Annotated in this window: 23 protein-coding genes; 10 read left to right on the plus strand and 13 right to left on the minus strand. The window is 60.9% G+C overall.

The window, feature by feature from the left end; translation table 11 throughout:
• Positions 1 to 89 precede the first annotated feature (89 nt).
• Positions 90 to 533 carry a DoxX family protein gene (locus GL4_RS12750; RefSeq protein WP_045368097.1) on the plus strand — a complete coding sequence of 148 codons (444 nt, stop codon included), beginning with the start codon at positions 90 to 92 and terminating at the stop codon, positions 531 to 533.
• A gap of 38 nt (positions 534 to 571) precedes the next feature.
• Here GL4_RS12750 and GL4_RS12755 read toward each other — a convergent pair whose 3' ends face one another.
• The gene (locus GL4_RS12755; protein ID WP_045368098.1) at positions 572 to 1,804 is read right to left on the minus strand and encodes a lytic murein transglycosylase; all 1,233 of its coding nucleotides are present in this window, start codon (positions 1,802 to 1,804) and stop codon (positions 572 to 574) included.
• A gap of 187 nt (positions 1,805 to 1,991) precedes the next feature.
• Complete coding sequence (locus tag GL4_RS12760) at positions 1,992 to 2,225, minus strand: DUF3072 domain-containing protein (protein WP_045368099.1); 234 nt, start codon at positions 2,223 to 2,225, stop codon at positions 1,992 to 1,994.
• A 450-nt stretch (positions 2,226 to 2,675) separates the two neighbouring features.
• On the opposite strand from GL4_RS12760, the gene GL4_RS12765 reads away from it, so the two are divergent.
• From GL4_RS12765 to GL4_RS12785, 5 genes are all read left to right on the plus strand, one after another.
• A complete protein-coding gene (locus tag GL4_RS12765) occupies positions 2,676 to 3,035 on the plus strand; it encodes a septal ring lytic transglycosylase RlpA family protein (RefSeq protein WP_082025659.1) in 360 nt (119 codons plus the stop codon).
• A gap of 287 nt (positions 3,036 to 3,322) precedes the next feature.
• A complete protein-coding gene (locus tag GL4_RS12770; RefSeq protein WP_045368100.1) occupies positions 3,323 to 3,622 on the plus strand; it encodes a hypothetical protein in 300 nt (99 codons plus the stop codon).
• A 226-nt stretch (positions 3,623 to 3,848) separates the two neighbouring features.
• Positions 3,849 to 4,064, plus strand: a complete 216-nt coding sequence (locus GL4_RS12775; RefSeq protein WP_045368101.1) for a cold-shock protein — start codon at positions 3,849 to 3,851, stop codon at positions 4,062 to 4,064.
• A gap of 139 nt (positions 4,065 to 4,203) precedes the next feature.
• Entirely contained in the window at positions 4,204 to 5,652 is a 1,449-nt protein-coding gene (locus tag GL4_RS12780; RefSeq protein ID WP_045370113.1) for a M20/M25/M40 family metallo-hydrolase, read from the plus strand.
• The gene (locus GL4_RS12785; RefSeq protein WP_052464495.1) at positions 5,639 to 6,334 is read left to right on the plus strand and encodes a ribonuclease T2 family protein; all 696 of its coding nucleotides are present in this window, start codon (positions 5,639 to 5,641) and stop codon (positions 6,332 to 6,334) included. The genes GL4_RS12780 and GL4_RS12785 overlap by 14 nt, the downstream gene beginning before the upstream one ends.
• Here the strand turns inward: GL4_RS12785 and GL4_RS16880 are convergent.
• Positions 6,318 to 7,004, minus strand: coding sequence for an outer membrane protein (locus GL4_RS16880; RefSeq protein ID WP_052464496.1), 687 nt, complete (start codon positions 7,002 to 7,004; stop codon positions 6,318 to 6,320). The genes GL4_RS12785 and GL4_RS16880 overlap by 17 nt on opposite strands.
• Positions 7,005 to 7,468: 464 nt before the next feature.
• Between GL4_RS16880 and GL4_RS12795 the strand changes: the two genes are divergently transcribed.
• Positions 7,469 to 7,954, plus strand: coding sequence for a hypothetical protein (locus GL4_RS12795; protein ID WP_045370116.1), 486 nt, complete (start codon positions 7,469 to 7,471; stop codon positions 7,952 to 7,954).
• Positions 7,955 to 8,080: 126 nt separating this feature from the next.
• On the opposite strand, the gene GL4_RS12800 is transcribed toward GL4_RS12795, so the two are convergent.
• The 9 genes from GL4_RS12800 to GL4_RS12840 all read right to left on the minus strand — a co-directional run bounded on the left by GL4_RS12800 (position 8,081) and on the right by GL4_RS12840 (position 18,422).
• Complete coding sequence (locus GL4_RS12800; protein WP_045368102.1) at positions 8,081 to 8,293, minus strand: hypothetical protein; 213 nt, start codon at positions 8,291 to 8,293, stop codon at positions 8,081 to 8,083.
• A gap of 33 nt (positions 8,294 to 8,326) precedes the next feature.
• The gene (locus GL4_RS12805) at positions 8,327 to 9,679 is read right to left on the minus strand and encodes an ammonium transporter (protein WP_045368104.1); all 1,353 of its coding nucleotides are present in this window, start codon (positions 9,677 to 9,679) and stop codon (positions 8,327 to 8,329) included.
• 465 nt (positions 9,680 to 10,144) lie between these two features.
• Positions 10,145 to 11,752: a trimethylamine N-oxide permease gene (locus GL4_RS12810; protein ID WP_045368106.1), complete on the minus strand. Its 1,608-nt coding sequence runs from the start codon at positions 11,750 to 11,752 to the stop codon at positions 10,145 to 10,147.
• A 167-nt stretch (positions 11,753 to 11,919) separates the two neighbouring features.
• Complete coding sequence (locus tag GL4_RS12815) at positions 11,920 to 12,318, minus strand: hypothetical protein (protein WP_045368107.1); 399 nt, start codon at positions 12,316 to 12,318, stop codon at positions 11,920 to 11,922.
• A gap of 5 nt (positions 12,319 to 12,323) precedes the next feature.
• Positions 12,324 to 13,703 carry an FMN-binding glutamate synthase family protein gene (locus tag GL4_RS12820; protein ID WP_045368109.1) on the minus strand — a complete coding sequence of 460 codons (1,380 nt, stop codon included), beginning with the start codon at positions 13,701 to 13,703 and terminating at the stop codon, positions 12,324 to 12,326.
• Between the two features lie 16 nt (positions 13,704 to 13,719).
• Positions 13,720 to 14,592: a GltB/FmdC/FwdC-like GXGXG domain-containing protein gene (locus GL4_RS12825; protein WP_045368110.1), complete on the minus strand. Its 873-nt coding sequence runs from the start codon at positions 14,590 to 14,592 to the stop codon at positions 13,720 to 13,722.
• Positions 14,580 to 15,515 carry a class II glutamine amidotransferase domain-containing protein gene (locus GL4_RS12830; RefSeq protein ID WP_045368112.1) on the minus strand — a complete coding sequence of 312 codons (936 nt, stop codon included), beginning with the start codon at positions 15,513 to 15,515 and terminating at the stop codon, positions 14,580 to 14,582. Before GL4_RS12830 ends, GL4_RS12825 begins: the two co-directional genes overlap by 13 nt.
• A gap of 71 nt (positions 15,516 to 15,586) precedes the next feature.
• Entirely contained in the window at positions 15,587 to 17,059 is a 1,473-nt protein-coding gene (locus GL4_RS12835; protein WP_045368114.1) for a glutamine synthetase family protein, read from the minus strand.
• 16 nt (positions 17,060 to 17,075) lie between these two features.
• On the minus strand, positions 17,076 to 18,422 hold the full coding sequence (locus GL4_RS12840) for an NAD(P)/FAD-dependent oxidoreductase (protein ID WP_045368116.1): 1,347 nt from the start codon (positions 18,420 to 18,422) through the stop codon (positions 17,076 to 17,078).
• Positions 18,423 to 18,787: 365 nt separating this feature from the next.
• Here GL4_RS12840 and GL4_RS12845 point away from each other — a divergent pair, with 365 nt between their 5' ends.
• On the plus strand, positions 18,788 to 20,068 hold the full coding sequence (locus tag GL4_RS12845; RefSeq protein WP_045368117.1) for a bifunctional 3,4-dihydroxy-2-butanone-4-phosphate synthase/GTP cyclohydrolase II: 1,281 nt from the start codon (positions 18,788 to 18,790) through the stop codon (positions 20,066 to 20,068).
• A gap of 86 nt (positions 20,069 to 20,154) precedes the next feature.
• Entirely contained in the window at positions 20,155 to 20,946 is a 792-nt protein-coding gene (locus tag GL4_RS12850; protein WP_052464500.1) for a universal stress protein, read from the plus strand.
• 65 nt (positions 20,947 to 21,011) lie between these two features.
• On the opposite strand, the gene GL4_RS12855 is transcribed toward GL4_RS12850, so the two are convergent.
• Positions 21,012 to 21,662: a helix-turn-helix domain-containing protein gene (locus tag GL4_RS12855; protein WP_045368119.1), complete on the minus strand. Its 651-nt coding sequence runs from the start codon at positions 21,660 to 21,662 to the stop codon at positions 21,012 to 21,014.
• A 356-nt stretch (positions 21,663 to 22,018) separates the two neighbouring features.
• Here GL4_RS12855 and GL4_RS12860 point away from each other — a divergent pair, with 356 nt between their 5' ends.
• A complete protein-coding gene (locus GL4_RS12860) occupies positions 22,019 to 23,110 on the plus strand; it encodes a histidine kinase (RefSeq protein ID WP_172653356.1) in 1,092 nt (363 codons plus the stop codon).
• The last annotated feature ends 2 nt before the right edge of the window (positions 23,111 to 23,112 follow it).

The following is a 23,112-nucleotide window of genomic DNA, read 5'->3' on the forward strand; positions in this document are numbered from 1 at the left end:
TCAAGCGCTTGTGAGGAGATATGAGCCTCACGTGACGACAAGCTCGGCTAGCTTGGCTGCAGATGAAAACCGGCAGCGGGGGAGTCGAAATGTCCGCACTCGTCAGATTATTGGAGACCGGCCGGCGCTTGGCCGAAGGTATTCCGTACAGTCTCGTCGCGCTGGTCGCGCGCCTCTCCGCGGCGTCCGTGTTCTGGCGATCGGGTCTCACCAAGGTAGACGAGACCTTCCAGGTGAGGAGCGCCACGTTCTTCCTCTTCAAAGAGGAATACAGAGTGCCCGTCATTCCGCCGGAAATCTTGGCCTATATCGCCACCTATCAGGAACTCATCGGCGCCGTTCTGCTGGCGATCGGTTTGGCCACACGCCTCACGGCGCTGGCCTTTATCGGCATGGTCGCCGTCATCCAGATCTTCGTTTATCCGCAGGGCTGGCCCGACCACATCCTGTGGTTCGCGCTGCTGTTCCTCCTCGTCGCGCGCGGGCCCGGGGCGATCTCGGTCGATCGCCTCATCTGGCGGCGCGTGACGTAAGGAAGGACTGGACCCGCGCAAACCGCGGGCCCGTATGCCTAACCGCCGGCCTGCATCTTCCGCAGCAGGGCGTGGCTCGGATAGCCGTCCGCGGGCAAGCCGTACTGAAGCTGCATCGCGCGGATCGAATCCCGCGTCGCCGCGCCGATCACGCCGTCCACCTTGCCGACATCATAGCCGCGCTGCACGAGCAGCCGCTGCAGCTGCTTGGTCTCCTCGGCGCTGAAAGGTTCGGGGTTGCCGGTGCGAAGCGGAGGCGCGCCCGCTAACCGCGTGGCGAAGTAGCCGGCGGCCGTCGAGTAGACCAGCGAGTTGTTCCAGTCGAGATAGACATTGATGAAGTTGGGATAGGCGAGAAACGCCGGCCCGTCGCGCCCCATCGGCAGCAGCAGCGCCGCAGGCATGGCGTCCGCGGGCACGGGCTGTCCGTTGCGGTACTTCACCCCGTATTGAGACCAGAACAGGCGCGGCCGCTGAATGGTGACGTCGGCCTGATCCCACGGCAGGTTCTGCGGCACGATCACTTCTTCCAGCCACGGCTGCCCGGCCTGCCAGCCTTTCGAAGCGATGTAGTTCGCCGCCGAGGCGAGCGAGTCCGGCACGCTGCGCACGAGGTCGCGGCGCCCGTCGCCATCGTAGTCGACGGCGAAGTTGTAATAGGTGCTGGGCTGGAACTGGAACTGCCCCACCTCGCCATGGGTGGGTCCCTTCATCTGTGAGCGCTGAAGATCGCCCCGGTCGAGCACCTTCAAAGCGTCCAGGAGCTGCGCGCTGAATTCCTCGGACCGGCGGCAGTCGTAACTCAGCGTCGCCAGCGAACGGATACTGTCCATGTTGCCCATGAACGCGCCGAAGTCGGTCTCGAGCCCCCAATAGGCCACCAGCACCGGGCCGGGTACGCCGTATTGCTGTTCGATCTTCTCAAAGATCGGCGCGTATTTCTGAAGCCGCGCCCGACCCGACGCCAAACGGTTCTTGTTCACCATCCGGTTCTGGAAGGTGAGATAGTCTTGCGCGAACACGCCCTGGGCGCGGTCTTTCGCGACAACCCGCGGATCGTAGGTAACACCGTTCAGAGCGCTGTTCACGGTCTGTGGTGAGACGCCTTCGGCAATGGCCCGCTGTTTGAAGCCTTGCAGCCACTTATTGAATCCCGCAGGGCCGGGGCATTGCACCGCATGCGCGGATGTAGCGGAACCGAACAGCACCGCCGCACACAGGCCAGCAAGCACTGAGAATCGAATGACGCGAGTCGGGGGGTATGTAGACATGCGCGCCACTGAACCCAGTCGGGCGGCATCCGTCAAGTTAAGAGGAATGAGTTCGAACAGATCGGCAAACGCGTGTCATGCCATTGTTGAATGGCCCGGCCGCAATGCAGCCGCGTCTGGAAAAAGCACGGGAGGCGCGTGTGATGCGCGCCGCCGTTTGTAGGCAAGTGCTCCGCAAGAACCGATGCTAGTCGGTGTGCGGCGGCAGCTCCCAAATCCTGATTTTCTCTCGCAGCACGTCGATGCGCCGAGAAGCCTCGCTGCGGCTGAGACCATGCTCAAAGGCCTTCGGATCGTGCATCTGGTCCGCGAGTGTCTTGAGGTAAGTTGCCTGCGTCACAGTCATCGGCTCCAGCCCATTGCCGTCCCCAGCCATATACTGACTTTCCTGACCTTCAGGCACCCTCTTCTCTTGTTCCATCTCTCAAGCGTCCTTGGCTTTCCCCATTGGAATCTGTTTGTACATAAGAGTGTTACAATGAGGACTAAAAAGGGCAAGCTTTAGGTGATGTAAGTCAATGATTTGGGCACGGATTCGGATAGCCTAAACTGACGGCAGATATCGTCGAGACTTGCCGGCTACAAGAACGGCCGTCTCGCCGCGAAACTTGTCGCCTCGCTAGGGTCTTGCGCCGCAATGCTTTCCCCCATCGCGCCGGCACAATCTGGCACAAAAAGATAAGCTTTTGTAATATCTGGCAAAAGCGTGGCCGCGCCGTCAGCAAATGGCCTTCCAAAGACCGCGTGGCCGCCAGCTTTCCGCCGCCTTCTTCCATAAATTCCAGACCCCGCAGATCGAGCACTGCTGGCTCGCGCATAAGCGAGACCTAAAGCTCGAACCCCCTCCCAAGATTGAAGGAGAGAGAAACGCATGTTGAAAATGCGCGTAAGACTGTGGTTGGTGGGACTTCTTTCGGCGGTATTTCTGCTGCCGCTCAACGCCGCGAACGCCGCCCAGGTGGGCAACGCTTCGTGGTACGCCCTCCACTCAATGACGGCGAGCGGCGAGCGCATGAATCCCAACGCTCTCACCGCCGCCCACCGCTCCCTGCCCTTCGGCACCAAGGTGCGCGTGAAGAACCTTCACAACGGCCGCTCCGTGGTCGTGCGGATCAATGACCGCGGCCCCTTTACCGGCGGCCGGATCATCGACGTGTCGAAAGCCGCCGCCGCGCAGCTCGGCATGATCAGCTCGGGCACCGCCAAAGTGAGCCTCACCCGGGTGAATTAGCGGGTCGGCCAGATCTCCCGCCGAAAGGCGGAATCACATGTTGAGAGGGACGCCTGGCGACACCGGGCGTCCCTTTTTTCGTTGGGCGGCCGGGGCGCAAAACGCAGAACAATTCCGACCGTTGCCCGGATGCCACAGGCACGGGCCGAAAAAGCCTGCATAGTCCGATTTCGAAAGCTTTTCGAAGATATTGTCTTCGAACGTGCGTGCAAGTGACGCCCGAACCAAATACTGTGAGGAATCGAACGACGGGCCAAACGGGCCCGGCCCGACCGGAGGCTACCTAAATGCTCACGCTAGCGGCGTTCTTCAGAGCGCTTCCCCTCGCGACCCTTATCGTCGCGACCTCAATTGGCCTTTCCGTCGAGACGGCCGAAGCCCAGAACAACGCCAGCGGCGAACGCTCCGGCGGCATCTTCCAGAAGCCTCATCGTGGACCGGCCATTGGCGGCACCTCCTGGACCTTGAGCGATGTCTGGGGCACACCGGAAATGCCGGAGCCGGCCGTCGAAGCGCCTGGCTTCGATTACGGCGCCGGTGGCTACGAGCTCAACGGACCGCCGAACCAATCGCCGTACCCCAACTAAACGCCTCATTTGTACTGCCTTAGCCTGTCGCAACACCCACTTGGGGTCTTGCGCATGACTAGCAGACACAACTAGAGTGAGGCGCTTTATTGGGCAGACTGCGAACCAGGGTTGAGGCTGGCCGCTCACGCTCCTTGGGAAGTGACGTGGTTTCTTTTCCCGTTTCCTAGACTTGCCTATATTTCCCGCGCGCGCGGGACCTATTGGAGGGGGAAAGGAGCTTCCCATGCGTCAGACCGGTACGGTCAAGTTTTTCAATCACACGCGAGGCTTCGGCTTTATTACGCCGGACGACGGCGGAAAAGATGTGTTCCTGCATATCTCTTCTCTGCAACGGTCCGGACTGCCGGCGCTCGACGAAGGGGCACGGGTCTCGTTCGAGACGGAGCCGGACCGCCGGGGCAAGGGGCCCCAGGCAATCAATGTCCAGCTCGGAGAATAACGTCCCGAATAGTTGAGGTTGTTTGCCCGCCGCGACTCTGGCGTCATTGGACGCTAATGTCGCCGGCGGGTTTTTGTTGGCCGATCGAGCCAAAACGGCCGAAGAGAACAAGACGGCCAGATCGAAGACGAGCGAGTTCATGACGGTGCAGGACAACGGCGTGACGCGACGCGGGGCGGACCTTGCGCCCGACAGCGTTCTCGACACGCTCGAGAAAGATCGGGCTGCTGCGCTCGCCCGGCTCACCGCGTTCCTGGCCATCCCCAGCATTTCGACCGACCCGGCCTATCACGACGCCTGCCTTGAGGCAGCCGGCTGGTGCGCCGAGACGCTGCGCGGCATCGGCTTCGAGGCCGGCGTCGAGCCGACCGACGGCAAGCCCATGGTCGTGGCCCGGTTGCGCGGCGAAACGAACGGCCAACCGCGCCCGCATGTCCTCTTCTACGGTCACTACGACGTGCAGCCGCCGGATCCGTTGGACGCCTGGAACGCGCCGCCCTTCGACGCGCAGATTGTCGACGACCCTACCCACGGCAAGATCATCGTGGCGCGCGGCGCCTCGGACGACAAAGGTCAGGTCATGACCTTCGTCGAAGCCTGCCGTGCGTGGATGGCAGCGACCGGTGCGCTCCCCGTGGATGTCACGATCCTGCTCGAGGGTGAGGAGGAATCCGGAAGTCCCAGCCTCGAACCGTTTCTTCAAGCGCATGGAGAGTCTCTCAAGGCCGACATCGCGCTCGTGTGCGACACGGGCCAATGGGACGCCGAGACGCCGGCGATCACGGCCTTCCTACGCGGCTTGGCGTTTTCCGAAGTCACCTTGCATGGGCCGTCGCGCGATCTGCATTCGGGCATCTACGGCGGCCCCGCTCAAAACCCCATTCGTGTTCTGGCCGAGTTGATCGCAGGGCTGCACGACGAGAACGGCCGCATCACCATCCCCGACTTCTACGACGGCGTGTCGGATCCCTCGCCCGAGCAACGCGATGCCTGGCGCGCGCTCAATTTCGACGGAAAAGCTTTCCTCGGCGAAGTCGGCTTGAGCGTGCCGGCGGGAGAAACGGACCGAAGCGTCGTCGAGCAGCTTTGGAGCCGGCCGACCATCGAGGTAAACGGAATCGTCGGCGGCTACACGGGCCCCGGGACCAAGACGGTCATTCCCGCGGAAGCGTCGGCGAAGTTCTCCTTCCGGCTCGTGCCGGGCCAAGAACCGAGCAAGGTTATCGAAGGCCTCCACCAGTACATCGCGTCACGCCTGCCCGCCGATGTCGACGTCACTTACAAAGGCGAAGGCGGATCCCCGGCCGTCGGCTTCGACACGGGCGCACCGGCCTTTCGTGCGACGGCGCAAGCGCTGGAGGCCGAATGGGGCAAGGCGCCGGTGATCGTCGGCTGCGGCGCCTCCATTCCGATTGTCGAGGCGTTTAGGACGCGGCTCGGCATGGATGCGCTGCTGGTGGGCTTCGCCTTGGAGGACGACGCGATTCATTCGCCGAACGAGAAATACAATCTCTCAAGTTTCGAAAAGGGCGCGCGGAGCTGGGTGCGTATCCTGGCTGCGCTCGGAGCCGCCGATGCCGCCGCGTAGCACAGCGCTCTCCGCGCTCGCGATGTTGCTACTCGGCGTCGCGCCTGGGCTCGCCGACAAGGGCCCCGAGCCGCACGCTTACCGCCACGCCGAACCCGGCGACGTCGATTACTATGCTCTCGTGCTGAGCTGGTCGCCGACCCATTGCCTCACCGAAGGCCACGAGCGCGGCGACGTACAGTGCGACCCGGACCGCCAAGCCGACTTCGTCTTGCACGGGCTCTGGCCGCAATACGATCTCGGATGGCCAGAAGACTGCTACCACGGCGAACGCCCATGGATTTCGTCGGACGTGATCCAGGAGATGCAGGGCATCATGCCCGACAAGGAAGTCGTCATCCACGAGTACAAGACGCATGGCACGTGCACCGGGCTCTCGCCGTCGGCCTACTTCGCGAAAGCACGAAAGGCCTACGAACAGGTCACGATACCGGCCGCGCTCGACGACCCACAGACACAGCTCTTCCTGTCGCCCGAAAAGATCGAAAGCGAATTCCAGGCCGTCAACGACTGGCTGCAGCCGGACATGATCGCGGTGACCTGCCGGCGCGGCAATCTCTTCGACGTGCGGATATGCTTCAGTACGGACCTGGAGCCGCGGGCATGCGGGGCGAACATTGACCAGAAACGGTTATGCCCGCTTCAGCGCATCACGGTGCCGGTCTCTAGAAGCGATAGATGACCGAGCCGCGGAACGAGTTCGAGTCCGGATCGAAGGTCTGCTTGTTGCCACCCTGGAATTTGACGGACTCTTCGCCGAAATCCGTGAACTGATAATCCAAGCGCAGGCTCCAATCTTTCTGAAAGGCGTATTCGGCGCCGCCGCCGGCGCTCCAACCGGTGAACGAGGTTTCGCGAAAGCCGCCGCCCGGCCCGCTCATATAGACATCGGCGCCGGCCCACGCGCCGCCCAAGGTACCGAACAGCAGCAGGTTCGGCGTGATGGTGTAGCCCAAGCGCATGCGCAAATCGGCCAGATTGTCGAAGCCGATCTTGGCCTTGTTGGCTCCGTTGTTGATGCTGCCGCCGCCTTCAATATCGGCGCCCATGTAATCGCCTTCGAGGCCGATCACGAACGGGCCGTGCTGCCAGCTGAAACCGCCGATGACACCGCCGATAAAGCCGTCCGAATCGACCGAACCGGGCGAGGTGCTGTAGCTGACGGTGGAACCGCCGATCGTAGCGCCAAGCCACCACCCCTCGAATGTCGAGTCAGAGCCCATCGCGCTCGAGCCGTAGTACGACGTGCTGTCGTAGAGGCCGTAGTCCTGCGCGCTGGCAGGCACGGAGGCCATTGCAAAAATGCCAAGAGCTGCGGAAAAGGCGATCGCCCGGTAAAATCCCGTACGCATTAGTTACTCCCTCAATGGATCGAGCGCCGGTTTCGTCCAAAATCCCGTCACGAAACCAGGCCTCACCCCCCAAAGATAGAGCCCGCCCCTAAACGTCTCTTAACGATGAAGGTCGGCAAAACTTCGTATGGTTAGTGGCCGGTTAAAGGCTGCAAGGCGGCGGCCGGAACAGCCCAGTCCCCTGTTTCGCCACGGCCGCATGCGGCTTGCCGCCTGAATGCAAAACACGAAGACTCGGCGGGAAAACGGGGCGCGGAGGCGCGCCGCGACGACGTGGCGCGAAGACGGGTCCGCTCGCCTCTTGCAATACCCCTTCGGCGGGACTGGAGGTGCCGCCAAGACGCGGTATGGTGACCGCCTATCGGGCAGATAAATCGAGGCAATACATCGTCGTGGGCAAGAGCGGATCGCGTAAGCTGAGAGACCGCTTCCTGGAATGGCAGTGCCAATTGAGGAAGACGGCAATGCGGGAACAAGGGGGACGGCCGTCGAGCGGCATGTGTCCCCGCGTGCTGAGCGACTCCGGCGAGCAGCGGCTGCTCGCCCTGACCGTCTTGCTGGCGCCCGAAGAACCGAAGGAAAGCACCGCCTTCTTCCGCTTCCAGGTTCAAAAATCGGCGGACCCGCGGGAGACCTACGAGAAGGCGCTGCGCTTTCTACAGTCGGAGTACTACCAAGACGCAGATGAGTTCACCGACCGTCTGCTGGCGGTCCTACCGCCCGACGCGCCGATTACCGATACGCTCATCGAGGCCGGCCGGTGCATCCTCGAGTTTTCCGAAGGACGGCACAGCTTCCGCATCCCCTGCAAGGTCAAGGCTGTGAAGGAAGGCAAAGCCAACTACGAGGCCGCGGTCTGGCATAACCGCATCTTCAATCCCACCCTGCCCGACGGCATGCAGGTGCTCGCCTTCAAGCCCGATTGGAAGTCGGTCGAAACGAACTTCTAACGGGGCCGCAGCGCCGGCGCGGAAACCGGTGCCTGCCCGATTATCTAACGGACATCCTTACCGAAAACGTAGAAGGGCGCCCGCGAACGGCGGGCGCCCCCCTTTGCTGGCGGTCTAAGTGAGGGCTTAGACCGAGTGGTCGTCCAGAGCCTTCTTGAGGGCTTCCTTGCTGCCATACTTGGCCACGTCCTCCTGGAACTCTTCCTTCTCCTCACGGAGTTGGACGATGTGCCAGAGGATCCAGAACACGACACCGGCGATCACCATGATCAGTTCGCTGCCTTGCCAAGGATAGATCGCGCTTACGTTGGCAAGATCGACTGCCCAAGTGCTACCCATGATGGTTTTCCTTTCTCTGTCTTGCCGTCATCGTTACACAAGCGCCTTTTCGGCTTCGCGCACGTCTTCCCGTGCATGCTCTTCGTCTGCCAGGGTCTTGAAGTCCAGACCCATGAGTTCAACTTCGCGCGGCACCCGAAGGAGCCCCATCCCGTTGAGGATCTTGGCAACGATCCAGGCGGGAACGAAGCCGAGAACGAAGAACATGATGACCGCACCGATCGTGTTACCGAGCGGATTGATCGTCGCGTAGCCTTCATAGGGCGACGACGGGTAACCCCAGAGCATGAACCCTGCGATCACGAGACCGACAAAGCCCGCGTAGCCGTGGACGGCCACCGCGCCGACTGCGTCGTCGATCTTGAATGTCCGTTCCACCCAATAGTGCATCTTGTAGGCAATGAACGTGCCGATGCCTGCGATGAACATCGCCTGGATCGGATGGTAGAGATCGTTGCCCGCCGATGCCGTGATGATGCCCGCAAGACCGCCCGAATACGTCCAGAACGGATCGCCTTTCGAGATGATGTAGGCCACCATCAGACCACCTGACAGAGACATCAGGAAGTTGAAGGTGATCGCACCGAGCGTCGTCGGAGTGAGATAGATGGTCGTCGCCGTCCATGTCTCACCGGTGATCAGACCGCCGATACCTTCCGGCGAAATGATCGGCACGTTACAAGCGGCATAGAAGCCCCAGAAGCCGGTGTAGATCAGGAACAGACCGACAGTCACCAGCCAGGGATTATGCGGCACGAAATCCCGCGCCGTGCCGTCCGCCCGGAAGCGGCCGAGTCTTGGCCCGAGCACGACGAGAACGCCGAGCGCCGTGCCGCCGGCAATAGCGTGGATGACGCCGGACGCGTACGCATCGTGATAGCCGAGAAGCTTGACCATCCAGCCATTGGCGCTCCAGCCCCAGGCTGCATCGATGATCCAGGTCACCGAACCGATCATGACGGCAATGATCCAGAACGCACCCGAGCGGATACGCTCAATCACCGAACCGGAAACGATGGAGGCTGCCGTCCAAGAGAACAGGAGAAAAGCCGCCCAGAACACGCCGGTAATACGATCGGAAAGGTCGGTCGCCATCGTCGGAGAGGTCGGCAAATTCGCGGCTGCCGTCTCCGTGTCGAGTCCGCCGGTGATGAACGGCCCGTTCGGGAAGGCCCAATAAATCCACCAGCCGAAGAAGAAGAACGTAATGGTGACCAACGGGATCAGCATCGTGTTCTTCATGAGGGTATGCAGATGATTCCGCCGCCGGCTGACGCCGACCTCGTACATGCAAAACCCAACGTGAATAAGAAACATGAAGACAACCGTTACCCAGTAATAGAACTCGGTAAAGACGGTTGTCAGCGCGTCTAAGTTATTGCCCATATTTGTAACCCCCCTAGGGTTCAGTGGCGGGACTTATGTTTTAGCTTTGTCCCTTTGCCATGTTGATTGGACTTGAGTTCGCGTAATTTGCTCGCTCGCACACCTCCTTCAAAACCCATCGGAACTTTGCCCAAGGTTATACTTGGTCAACACACCGACTAGTCTGACATGCTAAGCGCCACCAAGCGGCACGTCAATCATGTGCAAAATTTTTTACTAGCAGGAAATTTCTGTGCATCCCTGCCATACCCTATGGGGTCACGTGGTCCTGTCTGAAACCACACTTTCCTGCCGTGAAAACGCCGACACAGCACCAAAAAAACGGGCAAGTGCCGGACGAAGCAGCGGGCGCGCAAACCCTGATTAGCCGCCAAAAACACGAATGACCGAGCCCAATAGTCGGGGCCCAGCCATCGCGGCGGAAAGGCGCCGCAACGACGCCTTTCCGCGATGTTCAGGCGCGCGTCACGTCCAAAAGATCACGTAGCCGATCGCGGCCGATAGGACGCCACCCGCCAAGGCGATATAGGGCAATGCACCTGCCTTCGCCTGCGAGATTGTCTTTCCGTCTACTGACAAATCCGACAGCATCTGGGCCGGAAACTGTCCCTTGTCTTGGATGTAGTGCCGGAAAATAAAGACCGGAATGACGATGCCTATGGCGATCGCACCCGCGACCAAAGTCCCCGATCCCCAGACCTCCGCACCCGCGCCCAACAGGAACGCGTTGACGAAAGCCAGCACCACGCCGATGCCCATAAGGAAGGTCGGCGCCTTCCACGGCCGCTTCACATGGGCATTGTCGATCCGGTGGATCCAGCCTGCATTCAGGTTCAAGAAGTTGAACACGATGTAGCAGACATTCGAGACGGCCAGCACGAACAGATAGTCCGACATGAGCAGAAGGATTAGATTGAAGGCGAGATCCGTTGCCATGCCGCTCGTGGGCGCGCCGTTCTTGTTGACGCCGCTGAGATAGCGTGGAAGCCATCCGTCTACGGAGCCTTGGTAGAGCGTCCGCGAGCTGCCGGCCATGGCTGTCGTAATAGCCAGCATCAAAGCCAGCAGCAGCATCACCACAAGCAGGTTCGTGATGAAGGCGCCGCCTCCGACCATGCCGGCCATGGCCTGGGCCACACCCGAACCGTCGACAATCCCCGGCGCGATGACACCGGCAAGACCGAGCGCACCCTGGAACGACAGCGGCACCAGCACATAAACGGCGATGCAAAGCAGCCCCGAATAGAGGATCGCCTTGTAGGTGTCCGTCGCGGGATCTCTGAACTCGCTCGTGTAGCAGATGGCGGTTTCGAATGCATAGGCCGACCAGGCGGCGATGAAGAGTCCGCCGAAGAACAAGGTCCAGCCTGCCTTGTCCCAGGCCGCTGTTGCCGGATCCGTGCCCGGCGCGAACGGCTTGAATGCCTCCATCGCCACGTCGCCGGTGATCAGCGGCACGATACCGATGATCAGAAGCGGGATCAGGACCGACGCGCCCACGATGGTCTGCACCTTCGCGGTCGACAGAATGCCCCGATGCTGAATCGCAAACGAGATCAGCATCAGGATCGCACCGATGAAGAACGTCGCATCGACGCGAAGGCTGAGCCCTTCCTTGAAGAAGGAGAGATCGAGGAACTGGATTTCCCATGCCCGGATCGCCGAGTCTGCCGGGAAGAGCGCCGTCAGAATGTAGCCGGCGGCGATGCCGCAACCTATCGCCAGGACCGGCGTCCACGCCAACCAGTTGCACCAGACCGAAAGCGGCGCAATCAGCCGGCTATACCGAACCCAAGCGGCAGCACCGTAGACCGACGCCCCGCCCGACTTGGTCGGAAAGAGGCCGGCGATCTCGGCGTAGGTGAAAGCCTGAATGAAACCGAACAGGACCGAAAGCGTCCAAACCAGAACTGATGGCGTTCCGACCGTGGCGGCGATGCCGCCGATTGAAAAGAGCACAAGCGCCGGGACGCCACTCGCGACCCAGAAGGCATCCTTCCAACCAATCACGCGATGAAGCGCAGACTCCGTGCTCGGACTTCCGGCGACGGAAGCCGTGGTTACATCTGACATTTAGTTCCTCCCTCAAGGAATCCGCCGCATTTGCGGCTGTTGTATCGCCCTCGCTGGATTGTTCTTTTGCTCAGGCGTTCTGTATTTGCGTTCTTAGTTCGTAACTGCGGACGCACCTCCCCCGTTGACTGACTCCAGTTTTTGAAAAGCGGCGAACCGCAAGTTCGTTAGAACTTGCGGTAGGCCTTATTCAGCTCGTGAAGCGGATGGTTGGGTGAAGTCTGGAATCGGATCAGCAATTCACGGGCGATCATGTCCCGGTCCTGCTGATTGCCAGGCAGCGCCATGGACTTCGGAATCCGGACCCAGCCGTTGATGTTGCGATCGAAGATCGCGGGCTGGCCTTCCTCATAGCCCATGTGGACGTCCTCCAACCAGTTGAGGTCGTCCCACCCCATGAACTCCATATAGTCCTTGAGGAACGGCGTGATCCGGTCGTAGTCGGGCAACAGGTTCACGTCGTAACGGTAGCCGATGTGCTGTCCGATCACCTTCTCGCGCTCGGTGTCGAGCCCGGCGGAGTCCTTCAGATACTTATCGACGTCGCTTTGATCTTTCTTGGCCATCGTCCTTACCCCAGCTTGTGATAGTTCTCGACACCGACGGTCATTTCAGTGCCCGCCAATGGGACTTGCGCCATGGCGGAGGCTTCCATTGTCAGTGCAGCAAGGTCTTCCGGCTCCAAGCTGTGGATGTCGGTCTTGCCGCAAGCGCGGGCCAGAAGCTGCGCTTCCAAGGTCAGCGTGTGCAGGAAGTTGTAGACCCGCTCTGCCGCCTCTTCCGGATCAAGCCGCTTGCGCAGCTCCGGATCCTGCGTCGCCACACCCACCGGGCATCGGCCCGTGTGGCAGTGGTAGCAACGGCCGGCGGGCACGCCCATCTCGGCCTCGAAATCCGATTCCGGAATTTCCTTGTTGCAGTTGAGCGCCATCATGACCGAGTGGCCGATTGCGATCGCGTCCGCACCCAGTGCCAGCGCCTTGGCGACGTCGCCGCCGTTGCGGATACCGCCGGCATAGACAAGGCTCACCTTGCCGCGCATGCCGAGTTCGTCGATCGCCCGGCGTGCCTGACGGATCGCGGCGATACCGGGCACGCCCGTGTCTTCCGTCGCGATGTGTGGACCCGCACCCGTCGAACCTTCCATGCCGTCGATATAGATGGAGTCCGGCCCGCACTTCACGGCCATGCGCACGTCGTCGTAGACACGCGCGGCGCCGAGCTTCAGCTGGATCGGAATCTCCCAATTGGTCGCTTCGCGAATTTCCTCGATCTTCAGCGCCAGATCGTCCGGACCCAGCCAATCAGGATGCCGCGCAGGCGACCGCTGATCGATACCGGCAGGCAGAGAGCGCATCTCGGCGACCTGATCGGTCACCTTCTGGCCCATCAAGTGCCCGCCGAGGCCGACCTTACAGCCCTGACCGATGAAGAACTCGCAACAGTCGGCCAGCCGCAGATGATGCGGATTGAATCCGTAGCGCGACTGAATGCACTGATAGAGCCATTTCGACGAATACCGGCGCTCGTCGGGGATCATACCGCCCTCGCCCGAGCAAGTTGCCGTACCCGCCATGGTCGCGCCGCGTGCCAAGGCGATCTTGGCCTCGTAGGACAACGCGCCGAAGCTCATGCCGGTTACGTAGACCGGAATATCCAGTTCCAGCGGGCGTTTCGCCTGCGGCCCGATCACCGTCTTGGTATCGCACTTCTCACGATACCCTTCGATGACGAAACGCGTCAGCGTACCCGGCAGGAAGGTGAGGTCATCCCAGTGCGGGATTTTCTTGAAGAGCGAGAAGCCGCGCATTCTGTAGCGGCCCAACTCTGCCTTCACGTGGATGTCGTTCATGACCTCCGGCGTGAAGATCTGACTCTTGCCCAGCAGAAACCGGCTTTGTTCGGCGGGCTCTTTCGCGCCGTTCGCCTTCTGCTTCTTATCCTTAGCCATCTCTTGGAAGCTCCCTTTACAGAACCAGTTTCTTCTCGGTCGGCTCCAGATTGTCGTAGTTCCAGAGCTGCTTACCGGCGACGATTTTGCGGAACGATCCGATTCCGCCTTTCGGCATCACGTCGTACTTCGTGAGTTTCCTCTCGAGCCACTCCCGATCGAGATCGGTCATGTCGCTCCAGATCGCGTCAACGCCGAGGCTTCTCGGCTCGCCACCCAGGAAGATGGTTCCGTCGTACATGGAGTCGCCGAGGTTCTTGCCGGCATTGCCGCAGATCACCATGCGGCCTCGCTGCATCATGAAGCCGCTGAACGAACCGGTGTCGCCACCGACGATGATGTTGCCGCCCTTCATGTCGATACCCGTCCGCGAACCGACATCGCCCTTGCAGACGAGGTCGCCGCCGCGGAGAGCGGCACCGAACTGCGAACCGGCATTCTTCTCGATGAGAATGCTTCCGCTCATCATGTTCTCGCCGCAGGACCAGCCGACGCGGCCGTTGATGCGGATATTCGGTCCGTCAATCAGGCCGCAGCCGAAATAGCCGAGCGACCCTTCAATGATGAGATTGAGCCGATTGAGAATGCCAACCGCCAAGGAGTGCTTCGCAGCGGGGTTCTTGAGAACGATCGTCCCGTAGCCCTCTTTCATCATCTCCCGGATGCGGGCATTGACCTGCTTCGCCTCCATATTGGAAGCGTCGATCTCACCGCGCTTGTTGAAGTCCACGTCGAACGTGTCGGGCAGACTGAACCCGTGATGGGCCTCGTTGAGATCGATATCGAAGAAAACCTGTTGCGTACGACCGGTGAGCTGTTCCGTGTGCATGCCCATTTCATGGGACTTGCTTTCCTGCTCAGACGGCGCAGCGCGCGTTAGCGTTGCCATACCCGCACCTCCTCATCATAGGGATCAGACGTATCGATTTCCCGGGGAACGATGGCGCGGATGGCCACTTCCTCCGAGGCGAGCGCAACGATGTCGTCGCTTTCGTAGAGAACCATCGGCTTGGCGGCCATCGTGTCCTTGGCCATGCCGAGCTCTTTGTCCGTCGCGACGATGTAGGTGAAGACGCCGTCGATCTCCTTGATCGACGCCCTCAGGGAGTCCTCGAGCGTTGCGCCCTGCTCCAAATTGTTGGCCGTGTAGACGGCCAGCAGCTCGGAGTCGCAGTTGGACATGAACCGGTGACCAAGCCGCTCCATCTCACGGCGCATGATCCAGTAGTTCGTGATCTGCCCGTTATGGACGACACTGATGTCGTTGTACGGATAGGCCCAGTACGGATGCGCCGAGCGGATATCGACGTCCGATTCCGTGGCCATGCGCGTATGCCCGATGCCGTGCGTGCCCTGGAAATCGGCAAGGCCGTACTGCTTGGACACCACCGTGGCGTCGCCCAGATCCTTGATCAGTTCGAGAGAGTTACCGAAAGACAGCACTTCGCCGCCCTCGATATGCTCCAAGTCCGTGGCCAGTTGCTTCGTATCGCCGGAAAACTTCAGGCGGTAGCGAAACGCATAAGGCGTCGGCTGCTCGACTTCGAGCGTCTGCGCACCGAGTTCGGCCAGACGATTGTCGACCAAGGCCTGACGGTCGCGGATCTTGTCACGGATGTTGTAGTCCGTGTCGAAGTCCTCAGCTTCAGCGAGCTTCAAACGCATGACGTACTCGTCAGGCTTGGTCACGCCGTAAACAGCAAACCCAGTCGAGTCGGGCCCACGATGCTTCAGGCTTTGGAGCATCGCGGTCATCTCTTGACCGACGCCCACCGCATTACCGCGATGAATGACACCAGCAATCCCGCACATTGTTTTTGTTCCTCCGTTTCACCAAGCGCGCCGCGCAAGATGCGCGACGCGTTCAACTCGTTGTTCAACTGCTATGGCAGGCAGTTGAGGTAGGTCTTCACATCCCATTCGGTGACGGTGTGGTTGAAACGCTCCCACTCGTCCCGCTTGTACTCGCTGTAAAGACGGTACATTTCGCCGGGCATGCCACGCTGAACGACCTCGTCGTCCTCCAAAGCCTGCAGCGCCTCGCCGAGATTCATCGGCAGCCGCTTCACGTCCTTGCCGGCCGCGATGGCTTCGTAGATGTTGCGCTCCTCGGGTTTGCCCGGATCGAGGTTGTTGTCGATACCGTCGTCGGCAGCCGCCAGGATCGTCGAACCCATCAGATAGGGGTTCACCATCGAGTCCACGGAGCGGTACTCGAAACGGCCCGGCGCCGAAACGCGCAAGCCAGTGGTGCGATTCTGGAAGCCCCAGTCGGCGAAGATCGGCGCCCAGAAGCCGGTGTCCCAGAGACGGCGGTAAGAGTTCACCGTCGAGGAGCCGACCGCGGTCAAGGCGCGCAGGTGGTGCACGATGCCGCCGATGGCCGCGAGCCCCGCCTTGCCGGGCATTTGCGGATCGTCGCCGTCGGGCATGAACGTGTTGTCGCCGCCCGAAACATACATGTAGTTTTCACGCATGCCCGGAAGGTTGTCCGGGTCGTTGCCGGTCGGACGGAGATGGTCCTCACCGCCGCGCCACAGCGACATGTTGTGGTGACAGCCGCTCGCCGACACACCCATGAAGGGCTTGGTCATGAAGCAGGCGATGATGCCGAACTCGCGCGCTACTTGCGCGCAAATCTGACGGTACGTGGTCAGACGGTCTGCGTTGCGCAGCACGTCGTCGTACATCCAGTTCAACTCGAGCTGACCGGGCGCGTCTTCGTGGTCGCCCTGGATCATGTCGAGCCCCATCTTGCGGGAATATTCCATCACCTTCATGTAGACGGGACGGAGGCTCTCGAACTGATCGATGTGATAGCAGTAGGGCTCGGAATAGCCGCCGGCAGGCTTGCCGTTCTCGTCCTTCTTCAGCCACATCATCTCCGGCTCGGTGCCGACGCGGAGCTGCAGGCCGTTGTGCTTCTTCTGGAAGTCCTGATGGAGACGGCGCAGGTTGCCGCGGCAATCAGCGGTTAGGAAGCCGCCCGGATCCTGTTTTTCCTCACGGTTCCGGAACAGCGTGCAGTACATGCGCGCGACCCGCTTGTCCCACGGCAGCTGCATGAATGTTTCCGGATCGGGGATGCCGACAAGCTCGGCGGCTTCAGGACCATAGCCGAAATATTCGCCATGCCGGTTGAGGAACAGGTTGACCGTCGCGCCGTAAACGAGTTGGAAGCCCTTCTTGGCGACGCTCTCCCAGTGATCTGCCGGGATGCCCTTGCCCATGATGCGGCCCGTGATCGACACGAACTGCAGGTACAGATACTCAATTCCAAGTTCGTCGATCTTCTTACGAACTTCCTTGACCAGCTCTTGGCGTTGCGGGTCATCCACGTAGGTTTCGATATCCATTGACGTCTCCCTAACATCAACTCCACGGAAATGGGCTGTGAGAGACCGGATGCAGTTCACCCTTCGCAAAGCGCCCGAAGCGGAACGGCTCCAGTAGCTTGCTCTTCTCCCCAACCAGCTCTTGCGCGACGAGCTTACCAACCCCGATCATTTTGTAACCGTGGTTGGAGTCGGCAATGACGTAGACATTCTCCCGGAAGGTATCGAAGACCGGGAAGTTGTCCGGCGTGAAGCAACCGAGCCCGCCGGATTTTTCTTTGTGTTTGTATACGGAGATCTTGCCTTCGAACCGCTTCTGGCAGTGAGCCAGCATCGAACACCACATGTGGATGAAGTCGTCGCCCACGATGAAGTCCGGCGAGTCGGGGCCGTAGGGATCGATGGCGACCTTGTCGGGATCTTCGTCCACCTTGTAGGGAGAGGCGCCGCCCTGAATGCCGCCGAAGTTGAAGTCGGGCTTGTAGTAGAGGCCCCACAGCTTGTCGGTGATCAGCGATCCATCGACGTCCGAATAGAGCGGCGCATCGGTGTCCACGTGGATGACCGGCGGCATGCTGCCGTCGTTGGTTTTGTGCATCTCGGGATCGACGCCGAGCGTCCCCTCCTCCAGGCACCAGAACTTCCACATCGGCACGTCGTCGTGCATCACGCCGTCCGGCCCCTTGATGGAGATGGCCTTCGGCAGATCCAGCATGTCCCAGAATTTCAGCACCCACGGGCCTGCGCCGACGACCACCGCATCGCAGGCGATCGTGCCGCGGTTCGTCACGACACCCGTGACGGCGCCGGAGTTGTTGCCGTACTCGAAACCAAGAACCTCGACGCCGGTCGCGATGCGCACGCCCTCTGCCTCGGCCTTGCCGGCCAGGCCGTAGAGCGAGGCCGTATTGTTGGCGTAGCCGCCGCGCTTTTCGTGCAGGACCGACGTGATGCCTTGGGCCTGCCAATCGTCGAAGATGCCGAGCATGTATTTCCGGCAGTCGTCGGTCCCCTCAATGAAGGTGGACTCGTAGTCGATGGCCTGCTGCTGTTCATAGATCGTGGCCACGTCCGCATGCATGCATTCGGCGCTGATCTGCATGTACCCGACCGGGTGATAGCTGTAGGCCTTGGGATCGCTTTCCCAAACGCCGACGGAGTGCGCCATCAACTCGCGCATGGCCGGCTGGAAGTAGTTGTTGCGCACGACGCCGCAAGCGATACCCGATGCACCGCCGCCGATTGCCGTCTTGTCGACGACGAGAATATCCTCGCCGGACCCCTTGCCCGTGGCTTTGAGCTGGAGGGCAAGGTGATAGGCCGTGCTCAGGCCGTGAATTCCGGCCCCGATGATGACGTATTTCGAGCTGGATGACTGTTCCATGCGTCCGTCTTCTCGCCTAATCTGCTGATATCGAAACACAAAATCCGTTGTTTCGTGTCAGTCTCGGTTGTTGAACGTGGTTCAACTTACCCATTCACTTCCGTGCAATTCCATACCCATTGGAGGGTAGGTGTCGGAATTGTGTCCGGAAGCCCGCGAAATTCGTCGCACCCAATGCCCCTTATCCTAGGCCCAAATTGCCCCTAAGTTCAACGTTTGCGGGGGTCATGCTGAGGCGGCGATCGTCCGGCTCTTCGCTGAGCACATCGGTCGAGCGCCTGTAGGGCGCCCAAACCGCCTTCCTCCTGAGGATTATCTCTTCGGGTGTAGTTTCATCAGTTGAAAGCTCGGGTATCGTAATTCACATGAGACAAGATCACTTTTGCTCGGTAGCCGACGCCGTCGAGGATTTGCAGCGGGGCCGCATGGTCGTTCTGATCGACGACCCGGACCGGGAGAACGAGGGCGACCTCGTGATGCTCGCCGAGCATGCGACGCCCGAAGCGATCAATTTCATGGCCACGCAAGGACGCGGCCTGATTTGTCTTCCGCTCCAGGAAGACGACTGCGATCGGCTCGGGCTCGAGCTGCAGCCGCGGCGACACAGCAACGCCTACGGCACCGGCTTCACCATTCCCATCGACGCTGCCGATGCGCCGGGGCCCGGCATTAGCGCCCAGGCCCGCGCCCACACGGTCCGTCGCGCCGCCGATCCCGATGCGTCCTCGGCGGATTTCAACCGGCCTGGCCACATCTTTCCCCTACGGGCGAAGAACGGCGGGGTCTTGGTACGCCCGGGTCACACGGAAGCCATCGTTGATTTCGCCAAACTCGCCGAGGCGCGGCCCGCAGGCGTGATCTGCGAGATCATGAACGACAACGGCACCATGGCGCGGACACCCGACCTGCACAGATTTGCGCGGAAGTTCGACCTCAAGGTCTGCACGATCGAAAGCCTTGTCGCCTACCGTCAGCAGACCGAGCGGCTGATCGAGCCTGTTGAGCTCAACATTCCGATGCCCACACGGCATGGGACATTCATGCTCCACCTGTTCCGCAGCATCCTCGATGGTTCCGAGCATCTCGCCCTGACTCGCGGGATCGCCGGCCCCACGAAATTCGGGGCCGCCCGCACGCAGGACCCGGTGCTGGTGCGTCTGCACTCGGAGTGCATGACGGGCGACGTCTTCCACTCGCTGCGCTGCGACTGCGGCGAACAGCGCGATGCCGCCCTCGAACGCATTGCGGCGGCCGATCGCGGCGTCTTGCTCTATATGCGCCAGGAAGGGCGTGGGATCGGGCTCGCCAACAAGTTGGCCGCCTACAGGCTGCAGGACGAAGGGCTCGATACAGTCGAGGCGAATCTTCATCTCGGCTTCCCCGCGGATAAGCGCGACTACACGGTCAGCGCACAAATTCTGAAGTTTCTCGGCATCCAGCGCATCCGTCTCCTGACGAACAATCCGCGCAAGATCCACGCGCTCAAAGCCGATGGGCTGCAGATCGTTGAAAATGTGCCGCTTCATATCGAACCCAATGCCGCCAACCAACGCTATCTGGAAACAAAGCGCGACAAGCTGGGCCATCGGTTGCCGCATCTGGAATCGGTGAGCGGTGAAATGAATGGAACGCCATCGACCCGATAGCGCCTCACCCGCACACGCGACGGGGCCCCTGCGGCTGCCGGATAAGAAGCGCGAAAGTCACTCCAACTCTCTCACTTGAGGACCCCATGGCCATCAAGGACCTACTCATTAGTCTTGATTCCCTCACGGCCCCCGACGCTCAACTGCCCTACGCCGTTCAGGTGACCGAGGCGCTGGGTGCGCACGCGATTGGCGTGGCCCATATACCGGCGGGCGAGACGGAGCCGCGCGAGGAAGTTCAACGAGCGATGGATCGTTTCGCGAGCGCCGGCGACCGGAGCGGCATCAGCCGGGAGACCCGGCTTGCGAAATGCAGCGCGGGCAAATTCGCTGAACAGCTCTCCGTCCAGGCCCGCCATGTGGACCTGACCATCATTGGCCAGCCGTCCTCGGAAGGCGCGAATGGCAAACAACAGACGGCACTCTATGAGGAACTGCTGTTTCACAGCGGCCGCCCCGTCCTTGTCGTGCCGTGGGCAGGTCATCCCAAGCCCAAGCCGCGCACCGCAATCGTCGCCTGGGATGCAAGCAGCACCGCCGCGCGTGCGCTATCCGATGCCATGCCCATTCTGAGCCTCACCGAAAAGGTGATCGTTCTGGTCGCCACGGACGACCGGCAGTCGGACCTCGGCACCGATCCGGGAACCGACATCGCGCATCACCTCGCCCGGCACGATCTCAACGTCGAGGTCCGGCGCATTCCGCTCGATCCCGAGACCCCGACCGCGGATCTCCTCTTGTCGCAGAGCGCCGACCTAGGCGCAGACCTCATGGTCATGGGCGGTTACCACCACAGCCGCATGCGCGAGGTTCTTTTCGGAGGCGTCACCCGGACCGTCATCAAGACCATGACGGTACCGGTTCTCATGTCTCATTGATCGGATTGCCGGACGCATGACCGGCGTAGCGGCGGAAGAGCCGGGGTCCGCGTGCAGGCGCCGACCTAGGCCCCGTCCTTGGGTCCGGGCTCGACGATGAGCGACAGAAACCGTATCGGCAGCTCGATAAGCTCCACCGGCCCGTGCGCGGTCGTTCCCTCGAAGAAAAGAGAATCGCCTGGAGACAGCCGGTAGGGCTTTCCGCCGTGCTCGTAGACCATTTCCCCGCCGAGCATGTGGATGAACTCTACCCCCGGATGTTGAAACAGGGGAAACACCTCCGACGTGTCGTTGAGTTCGATCATATACGGCGACACGGACAGCTCCTTGCCGACGCCGTGTCCCAGCAGCTGATATTGGTGGCCGACCTTGGAACCTCGGCTTTCGATGAAGAGACCGCCGTCCTTCTTGACGTAGCAGCAGCCACGCGTCTCTTGGTGCGTCTCGAAGAAGAAGGTCATCGGGACCCGGAAAACGCGGGACAGCGCGTGCAGCGTCGTTAGCGACGGGAACGCATTGCCGTTCTCGACCTTCGACAGCATTCCCGAAGACAAACCAGTGAGTTGGGCCACTCTCGCCACGGTCATGCCGTGCCGGTTGCGCGCGACGCGCACCTGGACACCAATCGATTGAGCCACATCCCGGCCCAAGCCTTCGTCGTAGTTTTCTTGAGTATCGGCCGTCCGGCCAGGGGCGTCAGTCTTATCGAGGGCCATTGCTTAGTGTCCGTTGGTCGCCGCTGTGCTGCAGCGCAACACGCCATCCGAATGGCAGCATAGCCGATTACTATTAGCCCTGGCCATGAATATTATTCAATGATATTGAACAAAGCTGCTGTGCTTGATCGAAGTCAAATTAGGAGATCAGCCGCGCCGAAGAGACGGAGGCTCTTTTCCTGCGGATCTTCGCACTGAGATGTCGCAATGGGCAAGGTGACACCAGCCACGAAAAATGCCGAGAGGAACGCGGCATGACGGAAGCGCGAGGGACAAAGTTGGCCCCGCGCTCCGCGAGGTTTGCCCCCTGCCTTGTCGGCGGTGAGAGAGAGCAAAGCCCAAGCACGACAATAAATTTGCTCAACAAGATTCTGACTCGGCTGCTCTCCGACCCGGACTCCGTAGAGCCCTTCGAACTCGTTCTTTCTCACATCATGGAAATGACTGATGCCCGGTCCGGCGCGATCTTCGTCAGCACCGAAAGCGGCCGGCAATTGGTTCAGCTCGCGGTCGTTGGAGACGACGATCGCTCCCGCTGGCTCCGCGTCATCCGGCAGAGCCATCTATTTTCGTCACTGGACACGCCCGAGGGTCCCAGGATCGTCAGCGATGCGACAGACCCGGACTCTTCGGTCGTCGTGCAGAGTTTCTCCCAAGGCATTTCGGGAATCGGCCTTCTGCTGTTGCGCGTCGAAAGCAGCGAAATCCCTGTGTCCAGGAAAACGCTGGAATCGTTTACCGAGTACCTCTCAGGCGTCATCGAGAGCGCACGCTGCGCTCGCATGAAACTCCGCAGTGCGCAGAGCGAGGAACGTGCGGCGATCGCACGCGAGCTGCACGACTCGCTCGCGCAGTCCATATCGTATCTCAAGGTGAAGGTAAGCCTGCTGCAGGACACGCTGAGAAAGCGGACCGACAGTATTCCCGATATCGAAAAAACGCTTCAAGAAGTGCGGAGCACCCTCAGTACCGCGGACCTGCAACTGCGCGAACTGATTACGACCTTCCGCCTGACGATGCGCGGGAGGACGTTTTCGCAAGCGCTGGAAGACTCGATCGAAGAGTTCGAACGCCGCAGCTCTATCGCCTTCGACCTGGACAACCGGTTGAAGGCGGGACGGTTGACGGTCTCCGACGAGATGCAGCTGTTGCTTATTCTTCGCGAAGCGCTTTGCAACGTCGTCCGCCACTCCCACGCGAGTCTTTGCTGGGTCAGCGTCCGCGTCCGCGACGACGGAGCCATCCTAATGCGGGTCGAGGACAACGGGATCGGCGTGCAACTCGCCCTGCAAGACGGCGAGCACCATCACGGCCTCATTATCATGCAGGAGCGCGCCCGCGCCCTTGGCGGAACGTTCCGCATCGAGGACCGTATTGGCGGTGGCACGCGGCTCAACGTGTATTGCCCCGGCACGGACGATTCGGGTTTCAATGCGATTGTCGACTGAGA

Source organism: Methyloceanibacter caenitepidi, assembly GCF_000828475.1.
Taxonomy (GTDB): domain Bacteria; phylum Pseudomonadota; class Alphaproteobacteria; order Rhizobiales; family Methyloligellaceae; genus Methyloceanibacter; species Methyloceanibacter caenitepidi.

Bases quoted from the DNA above. Each gene is read 5' to 3' on its own strand.
- GL4_RS12780 (WP_045370113.1), top strand. From the start codon at position 4,204: ATGACGGTGCAGGACAACGGCGTGACGCGACGCGGGGCGGACCTTGCG.
- GL4_RS12785 (WP_052464495.1), top strand. From the start codon at position 5,639: ATGCCGCCGCGTAGCACAGCGCTCTCCGCGCTCGCGATGTTGCTACTC.
- GL4_RS12815 (WP_045368107.1), bottom strand. From the start codon at position 12,318: ATGGCCAAGAAAGATCAAAGCGACGTCGATAAGTATCTGAAGGACTCC.
- GL4_RS12805 (WP_045368104.1), bottom strand. From the start codon at position 9,679: ATGGGCAATAACTTAGACGCGCTGACAACCGTCTTTACCGAGTTCTAT.
- GL4_RS12835 (WP_045368114.1), bottom strand. From the start codon at position 17,059: ATGGATATCGAAACCTACGTGGATGACCCGCAACGCCAAGAGCTGGTC.
- GL4_RS12845 (WP_045368117.1), top strand. From the start codon at position 18,788: ATGAGACAAGATCACTTTTGCTCGGTAGCCGACGCCGTCGAGGATTTG.
- GL4_RS12820 (WP_045368109.1), bottom strand. From the start codon at position 13,703: ATGGCTAAGGATAAGAAGCAGAAGGCGAACGGCGCGAAAGAGCCCGCC.
- GL4_RS12795 (WP_045370116.1), top strand. From the start codon at position 7,469: ATGCGGGAACAAGGGGGACGGCCGTCGAGCGGCATGTGTCCCCGCGTG.
- GL4_RS12765 (WP_082025659.1), top strand. From the start codon at position 2,676: ATGTTGAAAATGCGCGTAAGACTGTGGTTGGTGGGACTTCTTTCGGCG.
- GL4_RS12760 (WP_045368099.1), bottom strand. From the start codon at position 2,225: ATGGAACAAGAGAAGAGGGTGCCTGAAGGTCAGGAAAGTCAGTATATG.
- GL4_RS12830 (WP_045368112.1), bottom strand. From the start codon at position 15,515: ATGTGCGGGATTGCTGGTGTCATTCATCGCGGTAATGCGGTGGGCGTC.
- GL4_RS12800 (WP_045368102.1), bottom strand. From the start codon at position 8,293: ATGGGTAGCACTTGGGCAGTCGATCTTGCCAACGTAAGCGCGATCTAT.
- GL4_RS12855 (WP_045368119.1), bottom strand. From the start codon at position 21,662: ATGGCCCTCGATAAGACTGACGCCCCTGGCCGGACGGCCGATACTCAA.
- GL4_RS12825 (WP_045368110.1), bottom strand. From the start codon at position 14,592: ATGGCAACGCTAACGCGCGCTGCGCCGTCTGAGCAGGAAAGCAAGTCC.
- GL4_RS12850 (WP_052464500.1), top strand. From the start codon at position 20,155: ATGGCCATCAAGGACCTACTCATTAGTCTTGATTCCCTCACGGCCCCC.
- GL4_RS16880 (WP_052464496.1), bottom strand. From the start codon at position 7,004: ATGCGTACGGGATTTTACCGGGCGATCGCCTTTTCCGCAGCTCTTGGC.
- GL4_RS12775 (WP_045368101.1), top strand. From the start codon at position 3,849: ATGCGTCAGACCGGTACGGTCAAGTTTTTCAATCACACGCGAGGCTTC.
- GL4_RS12840 (WP_045368116.1), bottom strand. From the start codon at position 18,422: ATGGAACAGTCATCCAGCTCGAAATACGTCATCATCGGGGCCGGAATT.
- GL4_RS12755 (WP_045368098.1), bottom strand. From the start codon at position 1,804: ATGTCTACATACCCCCCGACTCGCGTCATTCGATTCTCAGTGCTTGCT.
- GL4_RS12810 (WP_045368106.1), bottom strand. From the start codon at position 11,752: ATGTCAGATGTAACCACGGCTTCCGTCGCCGGAAGTCCGAGCACGGAG.
- GL4_RS12750 (WP_045368097.1), top strand. From the start codon at position 90: ATGTCCGCACTCGTCAGATTATTGGAGACCGGCCGGCGCTTGGCCGAA.
- GL4_RS12770 (WP_045368100.1), top strand. From the start codon at position 3,323: ATGCTCACGCTAGCGGCGTTCTTCAGAGCGCTTCCCCTCGCGACCCTT.